Below are 20,122 nucleotides of genomic sequence, written 5' to 3' on the forward strand. Positions count from 1 at the left end.
CAGGCCTCAGGAAGGTGTTCGAAAGACGGCAGCGAGGTTCCGGCAGTATTCACAGCGCTTGGGGGAGCGTATGTATCCCTTGGCACTCGGTTTGCTGCTGCTTGAGCGCTCGCCCCTTTCAGGACAGCTTCTAAGGAGCAGTCATGAGCTATGTGATCGACCGACGTCTCAATGGCAAGAACAAGAGCACGGTGAACCGTCAGCGGTTTCTGCGACGTTACCGTGACCACATCAAGAAGGCCGTAGAAGAGGCGGTCAGCCGGCGCTCCATTACCGACATGGAACACGGCGAGCAAATCAGTATTCCCGGTCGCGACATCGATGAGCCGGTGCTTCACCACGGCCGCGGGGGCAAACAGACCGTCGTCCACCCCGGCAACAAGGAATTTACCAGCGGCGAACACATTGCCCGCCCACCAGGAGGTGGCGGCGGTAGAGGACCTGGCAAGGCCGGTAATTCTGGCGAGGGGATGGACGAGTTCGTCTTCCAGATCACCCAGGAAGAGTTCCTCGAATTCATGTTCGAGGATCTTGAGCTGCCAAATCTGGTCAAGCGCAACCTGACCGGCACCGACACCTTCAAGACCGTTCGCGCCGGGATCAGCAACGAAGGCAACCCATCGCGGATCAACATCATTCGCACACTGCGCTCCGCCCATGCACGGCGAATTGCCCTCTCAGGCAGCAGCCGGGCGAAACTGCGCGAAGCTAAAGAAGAACTTCTGCGATTAAAACAGGAAGAACCGGACAATTTCGGCGATATCCAGAAACTTGAAGCGGAAATCGAAAAGCTCAGCGCGCGCATTCATCGCGTACCATTTCTCGACACGTTCGACCTCAAGTACAACCTGCTGATCAAGCAGCCCAACCCCAGCTCCAAGGCCGTCATGTTCTGCCTGATGGATGTGTCGGGGTCCATGACCCAGGCAACCAAGGATATCGCCAAGCGCTTCTTTATCCTGCTGTACCTGTTCCTCAAGCGTAACTACGACAAGATCGATGTCGTGTTCATCCGTCACCACACCAGTGCCCGAGAAGTGGACGAGGAAGAGTTCTTCTATTCCCGCGAAACCGGCGGGACCATCGTGTCCAGCGCCTTGAAACTGATGCAGGAGATCATGGCCGAGCGCTATCCGGCCAACGAGTGGAATATCTACGCCGCCCAGGCTTCGGACGGTGATAACTGGAACGACGACTCGCCGATTTGCCGCGACATCCTGATCAACCAGATCATGCCGTTCGTGCAGTACTACACTTATGTTGAGATAACCCCACGCGAACATCAGGCCCTGTGGTTCGAGTACGAGCGCATCGCCGAAGCCTTTTCTGACACCTTTGCCCAGCAACAACTGGTCTCGGCCGGAGATATCTACCCGGTCTTCCGTGAACTCTTCCAGCGCAGGTTAGTGACATGACCGCCAAAGAGCAGAAGCGCCAACCCATTTCCACCGGTTCAGAGTGGACGTTCGAGCTGATTCAGGCCTATGACCGTGAAATCAGTCGGCTCGCGGCCCGCTATGCGCTCGACACTTATCCCAACCAGATCGAAGTGATCACCGCCGAACAGATGATGGACGCCTATGCCTCTGTCGGCATGCCATTGGGTTATCACCACTGGTCCTACGGCAAACACTTTCTCAGCACTGAAAAATCCTACTCCCGCGGCCAAATGGGCTTGGCCTACGAGATCGTCATCAACTCGGACCCCTGCATCGCCTATCTGATGGAAGAAAACACCATCTGCATGCAGGCACTGGTCGTGGCGCATGCCTGCTATGGGCACAACAGCTTTTTCAAGGGCAATTACCTGTTCCGGACCTGGACCGACGCCAGTTCGATCATCGATTACCTGGTGTTCGCCAAGCAATACATCATGCAGTGTGAAGAGCGTCACGGCATCGACGCAGTCGAGGACCTGCTCGATTCCTGCCATGCCCTGATGAACTACGGGGTCGACCGCTACAAACGGCCTTATCCGATTTCCGCCGAAGAAGAACGCCGTCGGCAGAAAGACCGGGAAGAGCACCTGCAGAAACAAATCAATGATTTGTGGCGAACCATTCCCAAAGGCGCGGACAAGTTCAGCGACAAGGACAATGCGCGCTTCCCTGCCGAACCCCAGGAAAACATCCTCTACTTCATTGAGAAACACGCGCCGCTGTTGGAACCGTGGCAGCGGGAAATCGTGCGCATCGTGCGCAAGATCGCCCAGTACTTCTATCCACAGCGCCAGACTCAGGTGATGAACGAGGGTTGGGCCACGTTCTGGCACTACACCTTGATGAACGACCTGTACGACGAAGGCCTGGTGACCGACGGATTCATGATGGAGTTCCTGACATCCCACACCAGCGTGGTCTTTCAGCCTGGGTTCGACAGCCCCTACTACAGCGGCATCAACCCTTACACGCTGGGGTTTGCCATGTACCGCGACATCCGTCGCATGTGCGAGGAGCCCACGGAAGAGGATCGTCGCTGGTTCCCGGAAATTGCCGGCACCGACTGGCTTTCGACGATTAAATTCGCCATGAGCAGCTTCAAGGATGAAAGCTTCATCCTGCAGTACCTGTCACCCAAGGTCATCCGCGATCTGAAACTGTTCAGCATTCTCGATGACGACCAGAAGGACGATCTGCTGGTCCCGGCGATTCACGACGAAGGCGGCTACCGGATCATTCGAGAAACCCTGGCTGCCCAGTACAACCTGGGCAATCGTGAGCCCAACATACAGATCTACAGCATCGACCGCCGCGGCGACCGGTCCCTGACCCTGCGTCATCAGCAACACGACCGCAAACCGCTGGGAGAGTCCACCGAGGAAGTACTCAAGCACCTGCACCGCCTCTGGGGCTTCGACATTCACCTGGAGACCCTGCAAGGTGAACAGGTGATGAAAACCCACCATGTACCACCCAGAAGCGAGCATAGCGAAGGCGATTACGGCCGATTGGACCTGGCCGTCATCCATCTTTGATCCTGCTGAACCTCCGAAAGCTCGGCGCAACGGTTATCCTGTCGAGCTAACGGAGGTTTTTCATGCGGATCTATAAAGTTGGCGGGGCAGTACGTGATCGCCTGCTGGGCATACCAGTCACCGATATCGACCGGGTCGTGGTCGGTGCTACTACAGAAGAAATGCTCGCCAAAGGCTATCGCCCGGTTGGCGCGGATTTTCCAGTGTTTCTTCACCCCAAGACGGGAGAGGAGTACGCACTCGCCAGGACCGAACGCAAAAGCGGACGCGGTTACGGCGGCTTTACTTTCCACGCCAGCCCGGAAGTGACCCTCGAAGAAGACCTGATCCGCCGCGACCTGACAATCAATGCCATGGCCGAGGATGATCAGCAAAACCTGACCGACCCTTACCACGGCCAGCGTGACCTTGAAGCACGCATACTTCGCCACGTATCCCCCGCTTTCGCCGAAGATCCCCTCAGGGTCCTGCGCGTTGCCCGCTTCGCGGCGCGCTATGCGGAAATGGGCTTCACGGTAGCCCCGGAAACACTGGAGCTGATGCGTCAACTCAGTGAATCCGGCGAGCTTGAGGCATTGACCGCGGAACGCAGCTGGAAGGAAATTTCCCGTGCACTGATGGAAAACCAACCCCAGGTGTTCATCGAAGTGCTGCGTGCGTGCGGCGCATTGAAGGTTCTGATGCCGGAAATCGATGCGTTGTTCGGCGTACCGCAACCCGAGGCTCATCACCCGGAAATCGACACGGGCATTCACACCCTGAGCGTACTGGAGCAAGCCGCGCAACATAAGCAACCGCTGACCGTGCGCTGGGCTTGCTTGCTACATGACCTAGGCAAAGGGCTGACGCCAGAAGAAGAATGGCCCCGGCACATCGCTCATGAGTTCAAGGGACTCAAGCTGATAAAAGCCGTCAATGAACGCTTCAAGGCCCCCAGGGATTGCCAGGAACTGGCGCTGCTGGTGGGCGAATATCACACCCACGGCCACCGCGCCCTGGAGCTGAAACCATCGACCCTGCTGGAGTTGCTGCAAAGCTTCGACGTCTATCGGCGACCACAGCGGTTCGAGGAGTTCATCGCAGCATGCGAAATGGACGCCCGTGGGCGCAAAGGGCTGGAGGAGCGAAGTTATCCACAGGCAGATTATTTGCGCGGAGCGGCGAAGGCAGCGCGGGGCGTGGCGGTGCAGCCGTTGCTGGAGAAAGGGTTCAAAGGGCCGGAGCTGGGCGAGGCGATCAAACGAGAGCGGCTCAAGGCGCTGAAGGCTTACAAGGAAAACACCTGAGCAAAATCAAAAGATCGCAGCCTGCGGCAGCTCCTACAGGATGTACATCAATCCCCGTAGGAGCTGCCGCAGGCTGCGATCTTTTTGCATCACAACAAATGAGAGGGCGTCAGTTGCTCCCCGCGCCACTCAAACGCCACCGGCGCCAACACCTGATCAATCTGCGCTTCACTCCAGAGTGCGGCAAAGCTCTTGCCCACACCCGGATGCACTCGATCCGGCGCAATCAGCGACAACGGCCACAGCACAAAAGCATTCTTCAGGATTTCGGCCCGAGGCAGAATCAGGCCATCGAAGTTCCCCACCAGATCGCCAAACAACAGCACATCGATATCCAGCGGCAAACCCTTGCGGTCCGGCGCGTAGCGGCCATTGTCGGCTTCGATGAATTTCAGTCGGCGGTCGAGCTCCATCAGTGGCAGATCGGTGAAGGCCGACACCACGAAATTGAAGAACGGTCCGCTTTTGATTCCCACCGGCTGGCTTTCGAAGACCGGCGAACACTGGATATCCACAAGGAAACCCGCCAGGGCATTCAGGCCAGCCTGTAGATGGGATTCGCGCTCGATATTGCTGCCGAGCCCGAGAAACACTTGAGTCAGCGACATCCGCGCTCGATCTCCACGCCCACACCACCGATGGCGGCAGGAACTGCACCTGGCTTGGTCAGCTTGAGGCGCACCCAGGTGATCTTGAACTCGCTCATCAACACTTCAACCAGCCGCTCGGCAAAGGTCTCGACCAACTGGAACTGCGCCTGCTCGGCAAAGGCCTGGATGCGCGACGAAACACTCGCGTAATCAAGGGCCAGGGTCAGGTCGTCTCCGGCGGCGGCCGGGCGATTATCCCAAGCGAAACTCAGATCAAGACGCAAGCACTGTCGGATGCCTCGCTCCCAGTCGTAGGCACCAATCACGGTGTCGACTTCCAGGCCCTCGATAAACACTCTGTCCAAGCACTTCTCTCCGCTACACGACAAGGGCGCATTGCGCCGTTAGAATCAGGGCGTCCTCGCCCGGAATAGTTAGCATGTTTTGGTTATTGGCGATCCTCGCCTACCTGCTCGGCTCGCTGTCCTTTGCCATTTTGCTCAGCCGCCTGACCGGTAACCCCGATCCACGATCGAGCGGCTCAGGCAATGCCGGCGCCACCAACATGTTGCGCCTGGCCGGCAAAAAACTCGCCATCCTGACGTTGCTCGGCGACCTTTTCAAAGGCCTGTTACCCGTGCTGATCGCCGGTGTTATCGGCCTTTCGCTGCAAGATCAGGCCTGGATCGGCGTCTGTGCCGTCATCGGCCACCTGTTCCCGCTGTACTTCCGATTCCGCGGTGGCAAGGGAGTCGCCACCGCTGCCGGGATGTTGCTGGGTCTGTACCCGCCCGCAGCGCTGCTGGCGGTCTGCGCCTGGCTGTTGACGTTCTACCTGACCCGTACCAGCTCGCTGGCCGCCCTCATCGCCACGCCGCTGACTCTGCCGCTGCTGGCCTGGCAGGAACCTGCAGCGCTGCTACCCATGAGCGCACTCACAGGATTGATCGTCTGGCGCCATCGCGGCAATTTACGCGACCTGTTCGCCGGGCGCGAACGGCATTTTTAGCGGCCGGACATGAGCGCCACTCATTACAACGCCGACAACTGCTCCATCGGCCAACGCGCCTGCACACTGATCGCCAGGCTCTCCTGCTGACCGGCTTGCAGGCGCTGACAGCCAGCAAACGCAATCATTGCGCCGTTATCAGTACAGAACTGCGGGCGGGCATAAAAAACGTCGCCCTTCATGTCGCCAAGCATTTTTTCCAGAGAAACGCGCAACGCCTTGTTGGCGCTGACGCCCCCTGCAATCACCAGACGCTTCATGCCGGCCGCCTTGAGTGCACGCTTGCACTTGATGGTCAAAGTCTCCACCACCGCCTGCTGGAACGCCAGCGAGATGTCGCAACGGGCTTGCTCACCGTCGTCCCCGGCACTGACACATTGCTGCCAGGTGTTCAACGCGAAGGTTTTCAAGCCGCTGAAGCTGAAATCCAGGCCAGGCCGGTCGCACATCGGACGCGGGAAGACGAAACGCCCCGCAACCCCTTGATCCGCAAGGCGAGCGATTTCCGGGCCACCCGGATAATTGAGCCCCATCATCTTTGCCGTCTTGTCGAAAGCTTCGCCCGCGGCATCGTCCAACGTCTCGCCCAACAACGTGTACTGACCGATCCCATCAACCTGTACAAGCTGCGTGTGACCGCCAGATACCAACAAAGCGACGAACGGGAATTCCGGTGGTTGTGCCTCCAGCATGGGCGCCAGCAAATGACCCTCCATGTGGTGCACACCCAGTGCCGGAATACCCCAGGCAAAGGCCAATGCCTGAGCACAGGAAGCCCCCACCAGCAATGCCCCCACCAGGCCGGGACCGGCGGTATAAGCAATGGCGTCGATCTCCGTCGGCACACAGTCGGCTTCGGCCAACACCTGACGGATCAAGGGCAGCATGCGCTTGACGTGATCGCGTGAAGCCAGTTCGGGCACTACGCCACCATAGGCACGGTGCAGGTCGATCTGACTGAACAGCGCGTCGGCCAGCAGGCCGCGCTCACTGTCGTAAAGTGCGACGCCGGTTTCGTCGCAGGAGGTTTCTAATCCCAGTACTAGCATGGGTTTGCGCCTTGTTTAGGCTGAATTCGAAGGCGCGCATAATAGTCGTCGCGTGATGCCCCGACCAGCGGTTTTCGATCAGAGGCTTTGCATTCCGAGCGATGAGGGGTTAACATCCGCAACCCTTAAAAACCGACGTCTTCAAGTGCTCTTTTGCCGCGAGGATGTTGACCCCGGTAATGAATGAAGGTAGCTCTGGATGCCAGCCGTCAAAGTAAAAGAGAACGAACCCTTCGACGTAGCTCTGCGTCGTTTCAAGCGCTCCTGCGAAAAAGCCGGTGTACTGGCTGAAGTTCGTAGCCGCGAATTTTACGAGAAGCCAACTTCTGAGCGTAAGCGCAAAGCAGCTGCTGCTGTTAAGCGTCACGCCAAGAAAGTTCAGCGCGAACAGCGCCGCGCCGTTCGTCTGTACTAATACACAGACGATCGTAGCAAGCTTCTGCCAAGCCCGGCCCTCAGCCGGGCTTATGGCATTTGCGTAAAACGCTTGATGCTTCACTGTCAAAGCCGCAGACGCGACCGAGACAAATCTGCTTCACCGCGTCAGACCTGGCTCTTTTGCCAGCGGTGCACGTCTTTTCTGACGAGCCTTTCAAGGCTACTGACGAGCACACCCACTGATTCCTCTCACGACGATCAGCCCAAGGCGCCCTATGCGTGCCAAATGATGAGCCATCCGAGACCCTTGATCGGGCGCAGCCGGATTCAGCGCAACACTTTCAAATGGTCGAATACTGATTGGCATTAACGTCAGTGGAGTTTCGGCAGATACACTTCCCGACAACGATAACGCAGACGACCCTGATCGAGCCGCACACCTTGCGCGCCTCAGACAATGACTCGCATTCGTCCGCTCGTCGTTTCGGACCCCTTTCAGCGCAGATGACGAGAACGCCATGGCCGGGCTAATTCCCCAGAGCTTCATTGACGACCTTCTGAACCGCACCGACATCGTCGATGTGGTCAGCTCGCGCCTGCAATTGAAAAAAGCCGGCAAGAACCACACGGCCTGCTGCCCGTTTCACAAAGAGAAAACCCCCTCCTTCAGCGTCAGCCCCGACAAACAGTTCTACTACTGCTTCGGCTGCGGCGCTGGCGGCAATGCCCTCGGCTTCATCATGGACCACGACAACCTGGACTTCCCCCAGGCTGTCGAAGAACTGGCCAAAGCCGCTGGCATGGAAATCCCCCGCGAAGAAAGCGGCCGACCGCACAAACCGCGGCAACCGACCGACTCACCGCTGTATCCATTGCTCACAGCCGCCGCCGACTTCTACCGTCAGGCTCTGAAAAGCCATCCGGCACGCAAAGCCGCCGTGGATTACTTGAAAGGTCGCGGTCTGACCGGCGAAATCGCCCGGGACTTCGGCCTCGGCTTTGCACCACCCGGCTGGGATAACCTGTTCAAACACTTGAGCAGCGATACCCTGCAACAAAAAGCCATGATTGATGCCGGCCTGCTGATCGAGAACGCCGAAACCGGCAAGCGCTACGATCGCTTCCGCGACCGGGTGATGTTCCCGATCCGCGACAGCCGTGGGCGCATCATTGCCTTCGGTGGTCGGGTTCTGGGGGACGACAAGCCCAAATACCTGAACTCGCCGGAAACCCCAGTGTTCCATAAAGGCCAGGAACTCTACGGCCTGTATGAAGCGCGCAAAAACAATCGCAACCTCGACGAAATCATTGTCGTCGAGGGCTACATGGACGTTATTGCCCTGGCCCAGCAAGGCTTGCGCAATGCCGTCGCAACACTGGGTACTGCCACCAGCGAAGAACACTTGAAACGACTGTTTCGCGTGGTGCCAAGCGTTCTCTTTTGCTTCGACGGCGACCAGGCGGGGCGCAACGCAGCTTGGCGCGCCCTGGAAGCGACACTGTCGAGCCTGCAGGACGGTCGTCGTGCACGGTTCCTGTTCCTGCCCGAAGGCGAAGACCCGGACACCCTTATCCGCGCCGAAGGCACCGACGCCTTCCGCGCACGCATCAATCAGCATGCGCAACCGCTGGCAGATTATTTTTTCCAGCAGTTGACCGAGGAAGCCGACCCACGGTCGCTGGAAGGAAAGGCCCACATGGCCACCCTCGCGGCACCGTTGATCGACAAGGTACCGGGCGCCAACCTGCGCACCTTGATGCGCCAGCGCCTGCAGGAAATCACCGGACTGAGTGGTGAAGCAGTCAGCCAGCTGGCGCATAGCGCACCGCAAGACGCACCGCCACCCTATGACCCTGGCATGGATTACGACGCCATGCCGGACTATTCCGATTTCCACCAGCCTCAGGAGGCTTACACGCCCCAGCAGGAATGGACACCGAAGAAACCCGGTGCCGGTGGCAAGAAATGGGACAAGAAACCCTGGAACAAAAACGGCAAGCGCGGCGATCGCGATGAGTCCTATGCCCCGCGCACGCCAGTGGCGGTAGAAGCCCCAACGCTTATCGCGTTACGCACGCTCATCCATCACCCGCAATTGGCCGGCAAGGTTGAAAGCGCTGACCATTTTGCCAACGAGAGCAATACGTACGCTCAGGTACTCATCGCCCTGATCGAGGCCGTACAGAAAAATCCTAAGCTAAACTCTATTCAGTTGATGGCCCGTTGGCACGGTACAGAGCAAGGACGCCTCTTGAAGGCACTCGCGGAAAAGGAATGGCTAATTGACGGCGAGAACCTTGAACAGCAGTTTTTAGACACCATTACTAGGTTATCCGCGGGTCAGCACACGCAAACCCTCGATGAACTCATCAAAAAAGCAAGGCAGCCAGGATTGTCGGCTGAAGAGCAAATTCAGATAGCGAAACAGATGCGCGACCTTTTAAAACAGAATGTTTCCGCATCAAACCCGACCTCAACTGGCGCGTGAGGTCATAGCTCAGGTATAATCCTCGGCTTGTTTTTTGCCCGCCAAGACCTTCAGTGGATAGGGTGTTATGTCCGGAAAAGCGCAACAGCAGTCTCGTATTATTGAGTTGATCAAACTGGGTCGTGAGCAGAAGTATCTGACTTACGCCGAGGTCAACGACCACCTGCCCGAGGATATTTCAGATCCAGAGCAGGTGGAAGACATCATCCGCATGATTAACGACATGGGGATCCCCGTACACGAGAGTGCTCCGGATGCGGACGCCCTTATGTTGGCCGACGCCGATACCGACGAGGCCGCTGCGGAAGAAGCAGCCGCTGCGTTGGCAGCGGTGGAGACCGATATCGGTCGCACCACTGACCCAGTGCGCATGTACATGCGCGAAATGGGTACGGTCGAGCTTCTGACTCGTGAAGGCGAAATCGAAATCGCCAAACGTATCGAGGAAGGCATCCGTGAAGTGATGAGCGCAATTGCGCACTTCCCTGGCACGGTCGAGCATATTCTCTCCGAGTACACTCGCGTCACCACCGAAGGTGGCCGCCTGTCCGACGTCCTGAGCGGTTATATCGACCCGGATGACGGCATTGCGCCACCCGCGGCAGAAGTGCCACCGCCGATCGATACGAAAGCCGCGAAAGCGGATGACGACTCCGACGACGAAGACGGCGAAGCCTCGGATGACGAAGAAGAAGCCGAAAGCGGTCCGGATCCGATCATCGCTGCACAGCGTTTCGGCGCTGTGGCCGATCAGATGGAGATCACTCGCAAGGCCCTGAAAAAGCACGGTCGCCACAACAAGGCAGCGGTTGCCGAGCTGTTGGCACTGGCCGACTTGTTCATGCCGATCAAACTGGTGCCGAAGCAATTCGAAGGCCTGGTTGAGCGTGTTCGCAGTGCTCTGGATCGTCTGCGTCAGCAAGAGCGTGCAATCATGCAGCTCTGCGTTCGTGATGCCCGCATGCCGCGCGCCGATTTCCTGCGTCAGTTCCCGAACAACGAAGTCGACGAAAGCTGGTCCGACGCTCTGGCCAAAGGCAAAGCCAAATACGCTGAAGCCATCGGTCGCGTGCAACCGGACATCATTCGTTGCCAGCAGAAGCTGATCGCGCTGGAAACCGAAACCGGTTTGACCATCGCCGAGATCAAGGACATCAACCGTCGCATGTCGATCGGTGAGGCCAAGGCCCGCCGCGCGAAGAAAGAAATGGTTGAAGCGAACTTGCGTCTGGTGATTTCCATCGCCAAGAAGTACACCAACCGTGGCCTGCAATTCCTCGATCTGATCCAGGAAGGCAACATCGGCTTGATGAAAGCGGTGGACAAGTTCGAATACCGTCGCGGCTACAAATTCTCGACATACGCCACCTGGTGGATCCGTCAGGCGATCACTCGCTCGATCGCCGACCAGGCCCGCACCATTCGTATTCCGGTGCACATGATCGAGACGATCAACAAGCTCAACCGCATTTCCCGCCAGATGTTGCAGGAAATGGGTCGCGAACCGACGCCGGAAGAGCTGGGCGAACGCATGGAAATGCCTGAGGACAAGATCCGCAAGGTATTGAAGATCGCTAAAGAGCCGATCTCCATGGAAACCCCGATCGGTGATGACGAAGACTCCCATCTGGGTGACTTCATCGAAGACTCGACCATGCAGTCGCCAATCGATGTTGCAACCGTTGAGAGCCTTAAAGAAGCGACTCGCGAAGTACTGTCCGGCCTCACTGCCCGTGAAGCCAAGGTACTGCGCATGCGCTTCGGTATTGACATGAATACCGACCACACCCTCGAGGAGGTTGGTAAGCAGTTCGACGTGACCCGTGAGCGGATTCGCCAGATCGAAGCCAAGGCACTGCGCAAGCTGCGCCACCCGACGAGAAGCGAGCATCTGCGCTCCTTCCTCGACGAGTGATCACAGAACCCCCGGCCCGCGCCGGGGGTTTTGCTTTATGCAGATTTAATCCCCCTGCCAGCCCCTCCCCCCGTTTTGCCCGTCTACACTCGAAGCATTCCCCGAGCCATAACGAGACCGTTATGCCCAGACTGCCGACCGTGCTTTTTTTGCTGTCGCTGATGACCTGGACCGCAACGGCTGGCGCACTGACTCTAACCGACGAAGAACGTAGCTGGCTTGCGGCCCACCCGGACTTGCGCCTGGGCGTGGATGCGTCCTGGCCTCCCTTTGAGTTTCGCGACGATCAGGGGCGCTACCAGGGCTTAGCAGCGGACTATATCGACCTGATTCGCCAGCGACTGGCGGTCAAACTCACGCCTATTGAGCCGGTCAGTTGGTCAGTGGTGCTGGAACAGGCTAAACAAGGCAAGCTGGACCTGTTGCCGGGCATCATGTCGACCCCGGAACGCCAGGCGTTCCTGTCATTCACCCGGCCCTACCTGGATTTCCCGATTGTTATCCTGGCCCATGTCGGCGGCCCTCAACCGCGCAAAATAGAAGAACTGTACGGTTTGAAGATCGCCGTGGTGGAAAACTATGCCCCCCATGAACTGCTGCGCACCCACAACCCCGATCTGAACCTGGTCTCCATGCCCAACGTCAGCTCGGCGTTGCAGGCTCTGGCCACAGATGAAGTGGATGCCGTGGTGGGCGATCTGGCTTCCAGCGTCTGGAGCTTGCGTCAGCTCAAACTGGATGGCCTGTACGTCAGCGGTGAAACCCCCTACCGCTATCAATTGGCCATGGGCGTACCGCAGGACAACAAGATACTGATTGGCATCCTGGACAAAGTTCTCGCGGACATGACCCCGGCGGAAATCAGCGCCATACAGGAACACTGGGTCGGTAACGTCCTCGACCACCGGACGTTCTGGTCCGATCTGCTGGTCTACGGCCTGCCGGGATTGCTGCTGCTGATTCTCGTGCTGGCGGGGGTGATTCGGGTCAATCGTCGCTTGAGTTCGGAAATTGCCCGCCGGGTAGACCTGGAGCAAGAGCTGCGCAGCAGCGAATATCACTATCGTGGACTGGTGGAGAGCCTGTCGGCCATCGCCTGGGAAGCGCGGATGAGCGACTTCACCTACAGCTACGTCTCACCCCACGCCGAGGACCTGCTGGGATATCCCTTGTCCCATTGGCTGATCCCCGGCTTCTGGCGCAACATCATTCACCCTGCCGACCTCACTCGCGCACAAAATTTTTGCGATCACGAAGTGCTGGCCGGACGCGATCACAGCCTTGATTATCGGGTCATCACCGCCGACGGGCGTTGTTTATGGGTTCGCGACATCGTCAGCCTGATCGAGCACGGCCATGAACCAGTGATGCGCGGCCTGATGATCGACATCAGCGAAACCAAGCGCACTGAAGAAGCGCTGCGCCTGTCGGAACAGAAGTTCGCTTCAGTGTTCCAGCAATGCCCGGACATTCTGGTCATCGCCCGGCTCTCTGATGGCTGTTTGCTGGAGGTCAACGAAGCGTTCGAGGAGCAGATTGGCCTGCGGGCCGAAGACGTCATCGGCCAAACGGCCACCGACCTCAATATCTGGGGCATTCCGGGCGTGGGGCCTGGCTTGTTGCAGCGGTTGCAGGCCGGCAGCATCCGCAACCTGGAGATGCCCTTTCGCCGCAGCAATGGCCAGGTGTTCACCGGTCTGATCTCGGCCGAACCGTTCGATCTCGATACCACCTCGGCCCTGGTGGTCGTGGTACGCGACATCACCCAGCTCAAGGAAACCCAGCAGCAGCTGCAAACCTCCGAAGAGAAATTCGCCAAGGCCTTCCACGCCTCTCCAGACGGATTGCTGCTGTCACGGCAGAGCGATGGCTTGCTATTGGAAGTCAACGAAGGTTTCAGTCGCATTACTGGCTTCAATAGTGCCATGTCGGTGGATCGCTCGGCTCTGGATTTGGGAATCTGGGTCAACCTCAACGAACGAAAGCAGATGCTCGACCTGCTGCACCGCGATGGCTTCGTCCGCGACTTCAGCTGCCATATCCGCCGCAGCGACGGGCAGATCCGGCTCTGCGAAGTCTCCAGTCGTCCGCTACCAATCGGCGATGAGGACTGCATGCTGACCATCGCCCGAGACATCACCGAACGCCACCTGATGCAAGAAAAACTGCAACAGGCTGCCACGGTGTTCGAAAGCACTGCCGAAGGCGTACTGATCACCGATACCCAACAGCACATCAGCGCCGTCAACCGTGCATTTACGGAAATTACCGGCTACAGCGAAAGCGAAGCCCTGGGCCACACGCCCCGTCTGCTCGCTTCGGGCCTGCATGACAGCGCATTCTACGCCGCGATGTGGCACCAACTGACGGCCGAAGGACACTGGCAAGGCGAAATCTCCAATCGTCGTAAGAATGGTGAGCTCTACCCGAGCTGGCTGACCATCAGCGCGGTGCGCAACCGGGACAAATTCATCACTCACTTTGTGGCCGTGTTCGCCGACATTTCCAGCCTGAAACACGCCCAGGCCAAACTCGACTATCAAGCTCACCACGACCCACTGACCGGGCTGCCCAATCGCACGCTGTTCGAAAGTCGCCTGCAGAGCGCGCTCAATACCCAAAAGGAAAACGGCGGCCAGGGCGCGGTACTGTTCCTGGATCTGGACCGCTTCAAACACATCAACGACAGCCTGGGCCACCCGGTTGGTGACCTACTGCTCAAAGGCATTGCCGTACGCCTCAAAGAACAATTGCGCGACATCGACACAGTGGCGCGCCTGGGTGGCGACGAGTTCATCATCCTGCTGCCCGGCCTGCAGCAACCCAGCGATGCCGACAACATCGCCACCAAGCTGCTCAACTGTTTCACGGCGCCGTTCCAGGCCGGCGAGCACGAGTTCTTCATCAGCTCCAGCATCGGCACAAGCCTTTATCCACAGGACGGCTGCGATGTGGCCACGCTGATCAAGAATGCTGACGCGGCGATGTACCGCTCCAAAGCCAAGGGCCGTAACCGGGTCGAAAGCTATACCTGCGACCTCACCGCGCAAGCCAGCGAACGGATAGCGCTGGAGCATGAATTGCGACGCGCCATCGAGCGCAACGAGCTGCTCCTCTACTATCAACCGAAGATCAGCCTCGACGACTATCGTCTGGTGGGTGCCGAAGCACTGATTCGCTGGCGTCATCCGACCTTCGGCGACGTGCCGCCGGAACACTTCATTTCCCTGGCCGAAGAAAACGGCATGATCCTGCAAATCGGTGATTGGGTGCTGGAGACCGCGTGCCAACAACTGCACGAGTGGAGCAAAAATTACATAGGCCTTGGCCCGCTGTCGGTCAACCTCGCGGGCGCGCAATTGCGTCAACCGAACCTGCTCGGGCGCATCGAACAACTGCTCAAGGACTACCGCCTCAAGCCCGGGCTGCTGCAACTGGAAATCACCGAAAACTTCATCATGAGCCAGGCGGAAGAAGCCTTGACCGTGCTGCACCAACTCAAACATCTGGGCGTGCAACTGGCGATCGACGATTTCGGCACGGGTTATTCATCCTTGAGTTACCTCAAACGCCTGCCGCTGGACATCCTCAAGATTGACCAGTCGTTTGTTCGCGGCCTGCCGGATGATCCCCACGACGCCGCCATCGTCCGTGCCATCATCGCGCTCGGCCGCAGCATGCAATTCACCGTGATTGCCGAAGGCGTCGAAACCCAGGCACAGCAACAGTTCCTGGCCTTCGAAGGGTGTGAGCAGATCCAGGGCTACATCGTCAGCCTGCCTCTACCCCCCGACGAATTCGCCGCGACGTTTCTTCGTACAGCCCTATTGGATTTTTCGGATAGCACAGCCGCGAAACCGTCGCTATAATCCGCGACCTACTGGGGCCTATAGCTCAGTTGGTTAGAGCAGAGGACTCATAATCCTTTGGTCCACGGTTCAAGTCCGTGTGGGCCCACCAGATTCTCCATCAACATCAAAGGTTTACCTGCGATGTCGCAACAACCGAAAGCGTGCAAGGTACGGGAAAAGGTACGTCCTCCCGTTCGACGAGCTAGGCCCATCCGGGCCTTGGGAGTTACGCCATGCACGCCACATTCGTTAAGATCCAGCGCCAGTCCGGTGTACGCTACAAAGCGATAATCCGCGACGGCGACAAGCTGATCAGCACCAAAACCTTCAAGCTCAAAAACCTCGCCACGACCTGGGCCGACGATCTGCTGCGCGATCACCAGCGCCTTGAAGCCTTGGGCAACCCGAAGGCCAAAATCACCCTCGAAAAACTGACCGAGCTGTACATGGAAACGTGGGCGGGTCGGGATATCTCGCGCAAAGGCCGCGTCCAGGCGCTGGCCGATGCCTATGGTAAAACCCGTCTGCTCGACATCACCACGACCTTGATCAAGGCTGACCTCAAGTCCTACACCAAGGGGCACAAACCAGCGACTACCAATCGCAGAAAAGCGTGCTGGTCGGTACTGATGCAGTTCGCCGTTGACGAAGAGTACATCGCGACCAACCCGGCAAAAGGCATCGCCAGCAAGGAAGAAAACAACCAGCGGATTCGCTTCCTCGACGACGATGAGCGCAAGGCACTGCTCGCTGCCTGCGATAAATCCGAATGGTCGCTGCTGAAGCTGCTGGTCACGCTGGCAATGACCACCGGTGCGCGCCTGGGTGAATTGCAGTCATTGCGTTGGGAAGGTATCGACCTGAAGAAACGCACGGCCACGCTCGCCATCACGAAGAACGGCGACCCACGTGTTCTGGTGTTCCCGGCGCCTGCGATTGCCGCGCTGATGCAGCACAGGAAGGCGAAGGGGCTGGTGTTCGGTCGCGCTGATGGTGAAAAACCCATGTGCTTTCGCAAGCACTGGAACAAGGCACTGAAGCAAGCCCGTCTAGTCGCTTTCAGGTTTCACGACCTGCGCCATGATGCAGCGACCAGCTTGATCAACGCTGATACCGACCTCTATACCGTGGGCCAGATCCTTGGCCATCGCAGTCAGCAGTCCACTGCGCGCTATGCGCACCTCAGCATCAAGACCAAGCAAGCCGCCGCCGATAAAGCGATGGCTGAGGTGTTTGGGAGGATGAAATAAATACTTAATTAGACAGACGGTATAGATTGGCAGAATCCCCTACAGACTTGAAACCTGTAGGGGATTTTTTTCGTCTGGAGAATTATTCAGCAAGAATTCTCTACAGTTTTAATTCGTCTCAATTGTAATGAAGTTATCAACTGATTACCCCCTAGCCACTCTAGTTATCCACAACCCCGAAGTTTGCTCGACATCAAAGTTAGCGGTAGAAAGTAGCTGTCACCGCAACTACAACAAACCTCTTCGGAGTGTTGATCATGACCACTGCAACTCCACCTATCAATACGCACGGCAGCGAGCAGAGCTTGCAGCAACTGCTGGCACAGGTTGTTGTTTCTCGTCAGCAACTGCTGGAAGCCATTCCAGTCCTTAAGCCTGCCACCCTCTCTTATTTACTGCGCAACTCTGAACACAACGGTCTAGCCCAATCGGGCGCCGTACTGCGTCCGGGCAAGGAATTTGTTTTTGACTTGGAATTGTTCCTTGCGTGGTATCGCTCGCGGAAAGCGTGGTAATCGAGGGATAAAGAAATGAAACAGGCATTTCAAGAAAACAGGCACGGCAGTGTTAACCCTGTATCAGCATTATTTCAGTGAGAGTGAGCTGTATTCAATAAAAGCCATTGCTGGAGATAAAAAATGAAAATTGAAGACGTAGAACTTCTGGAATTCATGGTAGAGGAAGAGGCAGGGGATTGGCCTTGGCAGATTCGCGGAAAGGTCGAGAGGATGGCGGCATGCTCATGTGCCCCGTGCAGTTTACCCATTTCACTGGCGGGGTCAGCACGCGGCTTCGAAGTGCTGATCGTCAATGAACTGATCAATCAGTTGATCGGTGAATACGGCGATGAACTTAATGACCTTGACGAAGTGTTTGGTAGCGTCAAGGGACTGAAAGCTTTTCAGAAAAAGTTCAAGGCTAAATGCCTGCAATAAAAAAGCCTCGTCGATGATGGTGATCGAAGAGGCTTTAAGTTTGGCACCAGCACAGTGCGCCGTGGGTCAATCATATGCCCACGGTCGCAAAAAGCAATACCGTGGGGGTTTGCATATGGATACGGGCAAAATCTTTCAAGGGCTGGCCTCACTCAATAGATGGGTGCCCTACAAACTTTCCTACAACACCAAGCGCGAGAAGTTCGACAAGATCCCAGCAAAGGATGAAAGGTATAATTTATCCACCGGCGAACCAAAAGACTGGTCTAACCTGCCTGACGCAATGGGATTCGTTAACGAAGTGTACGGCTTGTCCGGTGTTGGCTTTGTCACCACTGGTGGCGTCGAGGTAAACGGTTGGACTTTAGTAGGTTTTGACTTCGACGATGTAACTGCCGACTTTGTACCACCGCTTAAAACCTATGCCGAAAAGTCGCCGTCCAAGAAAGGCGTACGCATGTTTGCCTGGGCACCGACTAAGTGGACAAAAGAACATCAGGATACGCTCGACTGCAAACCCAAGGACTGCGACCACTGTGAAGTTTATATCGGCACCGCGCCACGTTTCCTGACTGTTACGTTTGACACTATCCGGTCAGAAGAAATTGCGAGGTTATCTGATAAGGATCTACGGACCATCGAATCATGGGGTATGCACAAGTTTGAAGATAAACCAGCCGCGCCACCCGCCCCGGATCTGGAAGCAGGCACGGCCTTTGACTGGGCCCGTCTCAGCCTGACACCTGATGAGCGCCATCTGGTCAACGGAACGGGTGATATAGACCACTCCAACATCCTGTACGGGCTCATCATCAAAGCCTTCGACGCTGGCCGCGCCGATGAGGACATTCTGGCGTCCATGGTGGCGCCGGGGCCGATCTGGCAAGTCTGTCTCAATCATCGCAACAACAACGAAGACAAGGCATTGCAGTACGCCAAGGATCAAATCAAAAAGGCCTACCCTAAATCCAAACCTGGCCAGCGCGAGGCCTTGATCGGCTACAGCGAAAAATGGAAACCCACCGTAGCTACTGCACCCAAGCATTACGGCCCTCCTCTCTTCCCCATGGAACTATTCGACAAGGCGCCAGGGCTGGTAGGGGATATCGCCCGCTGGATCATGCAAGCGTCCCATGCACCGCGAGAGGAGTTCGCCTACGCCGTGGCACTGTCTACCATGGCCTGCCTGATCGGCCCCTACTGCACTGTAGGAGGCGGCATCCTGAACCTGTACATCGCCCTGGTGGGCGGCACTGGCACCGGTAAGACCGAAGCGATGAAAGCGGGCCTCGGGTTGTTATCCGAGATCGATGCCAAGGATTGTGTAGCCGACTTCCCGGCATCCGAAGCAGCCATGCGCCGTCAGTTGAACGTCACGCCCAACGTGCTGATCCGTGTCGATGAACTGGCGCACAAGTTCGAGAGCTTCAAAGGTGATTCGTCGAACGGATCGGGCTTGAGCCGCGCCATTCTGGAAGCCTTCGACGGCGACCGGATGCCGCCGAAGCCGTATGCAGACGAAAAGAAATCCCTGCCTGCGGTGGACAATCCCTTCGTGCAGATCCTGGGTGGCACCACCACCAAGATATGGGAAGTGCTGCAAACCAAGCACCTCGAAGACGGTACGTTAAACCGTTTCGTTTTCGTCAGCCTGCCGGACGATCCTCAATACAGCAGTAACCACAAGACAGACACCACCGTACCCAAAGCGCTCAAGGACAAGCTCAATGCGTTCTTCCGTGCTGGTCGCATGAGCGACCTTATCGGCGACGTGCATGGGTTTGGTCGGTGCATCACGTTCAGCCCCGAGGTGAAGGCCGCGCTGGAGGCCTTGGGGCCAGTCATGTTCGACAGGAAGCAGGAGGAATACGGCGAGCTGTATTCGAGGTTCGAACAGTATGTCAGCAAGATCGCTGCGATCCTCGCAGTCGGTGATGGGCGCGAGGTGGTAGGTATGACCGAATACCAGCAAGCCTTGGCGTTCATGACATGGAGTGTCGGGGGAACGCTCTACAGGGTCAGCGGCTCCCTCGCCAGCAGTGATTTTGAACGCAAAACCAAACGTATCGCCCGCAAGCTGAGTAAGACCAAAGGTAACAAGATGAGCATGCGCGATCTGTATCGGTTTATGACCTGTTCGCGCAAGGAAATGGAAGCGCTGGTCGAGGTGATGGTGCTTAGCGGAATGGCAGTCAAGGGTGACGATGACTGGGTTTCCCTACTGGATTGACTGTCAGTAAACGGTGTCAGTTGTCAGTAAACGGTTTTCCCTCGATTGAGTTTTGTCAGCTGACAGTCGGAGGGCATTTACTGACAGCACCAGCCGCTCTACACCGGGGGTTTCATACTACTGTCTGTAAAAAAAAAAAAAACACAAAACTATATAAATAGGGGTT

Annotated in this window: 15 protein-coding genes and 1 tRNA gene; 13 read left to right on the forward strand and 3 right to left on the reverse strand. The window is 57.2% G+C overall.

Translation table 11 applies throughout. The features are described from left to right. The first annotated feature begins 143 nt into the window (after window positions 1–143). The 3 genes from ABTV22_RS27275 to ABTV22_RS27285 all read left to right on the forward strand — a co-directional run bounded on the left by ABTV22_RS27275 (window position 144) and on the right by ABTV22_RS27285 (window position 4,260). Window positions 144–1,415 (forward strand): YeaH/YhbH family protein, encoded by a 1,272-nt coding sequence (locus ABTV22_RS27275; protein ID WP_433737419.1) that lies wholly within the window; start codon window positions 144–146, stop codon window positions 1,413–1,415. After that, complete coding sequence (locus tag ABTV22_RS27280; RefSeq protein WP_433737420.1) at window positions 1,412–2,974, forward strand: SpoVR family protein; 1,563 nt, start codon at window positions 1,412–1,414, stop codon at window positions 2,972–2,974. The genes ABTV22_RS27275 and ABTV22_RS27280 overlap by 4 nt, the downstream gene beginning before the upstream one ends. Before the next feature lie 62 nt (window positions 2,975–3,036). Beyond that, window positions 3,037–4,260, forward strand: coding sequence for a multifunctional CCA addition/repair protein (locus ABTV22_RS27285; protein ID WP_433737421.1), 1,224 nt, complete (start codon window positions 3,037–3,039; stop codon window positions 4,258–4,260). Window positions 4,261–4,349: 89 nt separating this feature from the next. Here ABTV22_RS27285 and folK read toward each other — a convergent pair whose 3' ends face one another. Both folK and folB read right to left on the reverse strand, forming a co-directional pair. After that, the gene (gene folK / locus ABTV22_RS27290) at window positions 4,350–4,868 is read right to left on the reverse strand and encodes a 2-amino-4-hydroxy-6-hydroxymethyldihydropteridine diphosphokinase (RefSeq protein WP_433737422.1); all 519 of its coding nucleotides are present in this window, start codon (window positions 4,866–4,868) and stop codon (window positions 4,350–4,352) included. Continuing rightward, entirely contained in the window at window positions 4,859–5,215 is a 357-nt protein-coding gene (gene folB, locus ABTV22_RS27295) for a dihydroneopterin aldolase (protein WP_150703841.1), read from the reverse strand. Before folB ends, folK begins: the two co-directional genes overlap by 10 nt. A gap of 74 nt (window positions 5,216–5,289) precedes the next feature. Between folB and plsY the strand changes: the two genes are divergently transcribed. Next, the gene (gene plsY, locus ABTV22_RS27300; protein WP_433737423.1) at window positions 5,290–5,859 is read left to right on the forward strand and encodes a glycerol-3-phosphate 1-O-acyltransferase PlsY; all 570 of its coding nucleotides are present in this window, start codon (window positions 5,290–5,292) and stop codon (window positions 5,857–5,859) included. 23 nt (window positions 5,860–5,882) lie between these two features. Here the strand turns inward: plsY and tsaD are convergent, their stop codons facing one another. Next, window positions 5,883–6,908 (reverse strand): tRNA (adenosine(37)-N6)-threonylcarbamoyltransferase complex transferase subunit TsaD, encoded by a 1,026-nt coding sequence (gene tsaD, locus ABTV22_RS27305; protein ID WP_433737424.1) that lies wholly within the window; start codon window positions 6,906–6,908, stop codon window positions 5,883–5,885. A 199-nt stretch (window positions 6,909–7,107) separates the two neighbouring features. Between tsaD and rpsU the strand changes: the two genes are divergently transcribed. From rpsU to ABTV22_RS27350, 9 genes are all read left to right on the forward strand, one after another. Continuing rightward, a complete protein-coding gene (gene rpsU / locus ABTV22_RS27310) occupies window positions 7,108–7,323 on the forward strand; it encodes a 30S ribosomal protein S21 (protein WP_002551877.1) in 216 nt (71 codons plus the stop codon). Window positions 7,324–7,804: 481 nt separating this feature from the next. After that, a complete protein-coding gene (dnaG, locus tag ABTV22_RS27315) occupies window positions 7,805–9,775 on the forward strand; it encodes a DNA primase (RefSeq protein ID WP_433737425.1) in 1,971 nt (656 codons plus the stop codon). A gap of 67 nt (window positions 9,776–9,842) precedes the next feature. Beyond that, on the forward strand, window positions 9,843–11,690 hold the full coding sequence (rpoD, locus tag ABTV22_RS27320; protein WP_433737426.1) for an RNA polymerase sigma factor RpoD: 1,848 nt from the start codon (window positions 9,843–9,845) through the stop codon (window positions 11,688–11,690). 122 nt (window positions 11,691–11,812) lie between these two features. Continuing rightward, window positions 11,813–15,559 (forward strand): bifunctional diguanylate cyclase/phosphodiesterase, encoded by a 3,747-nt coding sequence (locus tag ABTV22_RS27325; protein WP_433737427.1) that lies wholly within the window; start codon window positions 11,813–11,815, stop codon window positions 15,557–15,559. Window positions 15,560–15,573: 14 nt separating this feature from the next. Continuing rightward, window positions 15,574–15,650: transfer RNA gene (locus ABTV22_RS27330), tRNA-Ile, on the forward strand. Window positions 15,651–15,774: 124 nt separating this feature from the next. Continuing rightward, a complete protein-coding gene (locus ABTV22_RS27335; protein WP_433737428.1) occupies window positions 15,775–16,791 on the forward strand; it encodes a tyrosine-type recombinase/integrase in 1,017 nt (338 codons plus the stop codon). Window positions 16,792–17,048: 257 nt separating this feature from the next. Continuing rightward, window positions 17,049–17,306 carry a hypothetical protein gene (locus ABTV22_RS27340; protein ID WP_433737429.1) on the forward strand — a complete coding sequence of 86 codons (258 nt, stop codon included), beginning with the start codon at window positions 17,049–17,051 and terminating at the stop codon, window positions 17,304–17,306. A gap of 123 nt (window positions 17,307–17,429) precedes the next feature. Next, entirely contained in the window at window positions 17,430–17,726 is a 297-nt protein-coding gene (locus ABTV22_RS27345; protein ID WP_433737430.1) for a hypothetical protein, read from the forward strand. Between the two features lie 13 nt (window positions 17,727–17,739). Continuing rightward, window positions 17,740–19,956, forward strand: a complete 2,217-nt coding sequence (locus ABTV22_RS27350) for a hypothetical protein (RefSeq protein WP_433737431.1) — start codon at window positions 17,740–17,742, stop codon at window positions 19,954–19,956. The last annotated feature ends 166 nt before the right edge of the window (window positions 19,957–20,122 follow it).

It is taken from the genome of Pseudomonas putida (genome assembly GCF_050990305.1).
In the GTDB taxonomy this organism is placed as follows: Bacteria; Pseudomonadota; Gammaproteobacteria; order Pseudomonadales; family Pseudomonadaceae; genus Aquipseudomonas; species Aquipseudomonas putida_AH.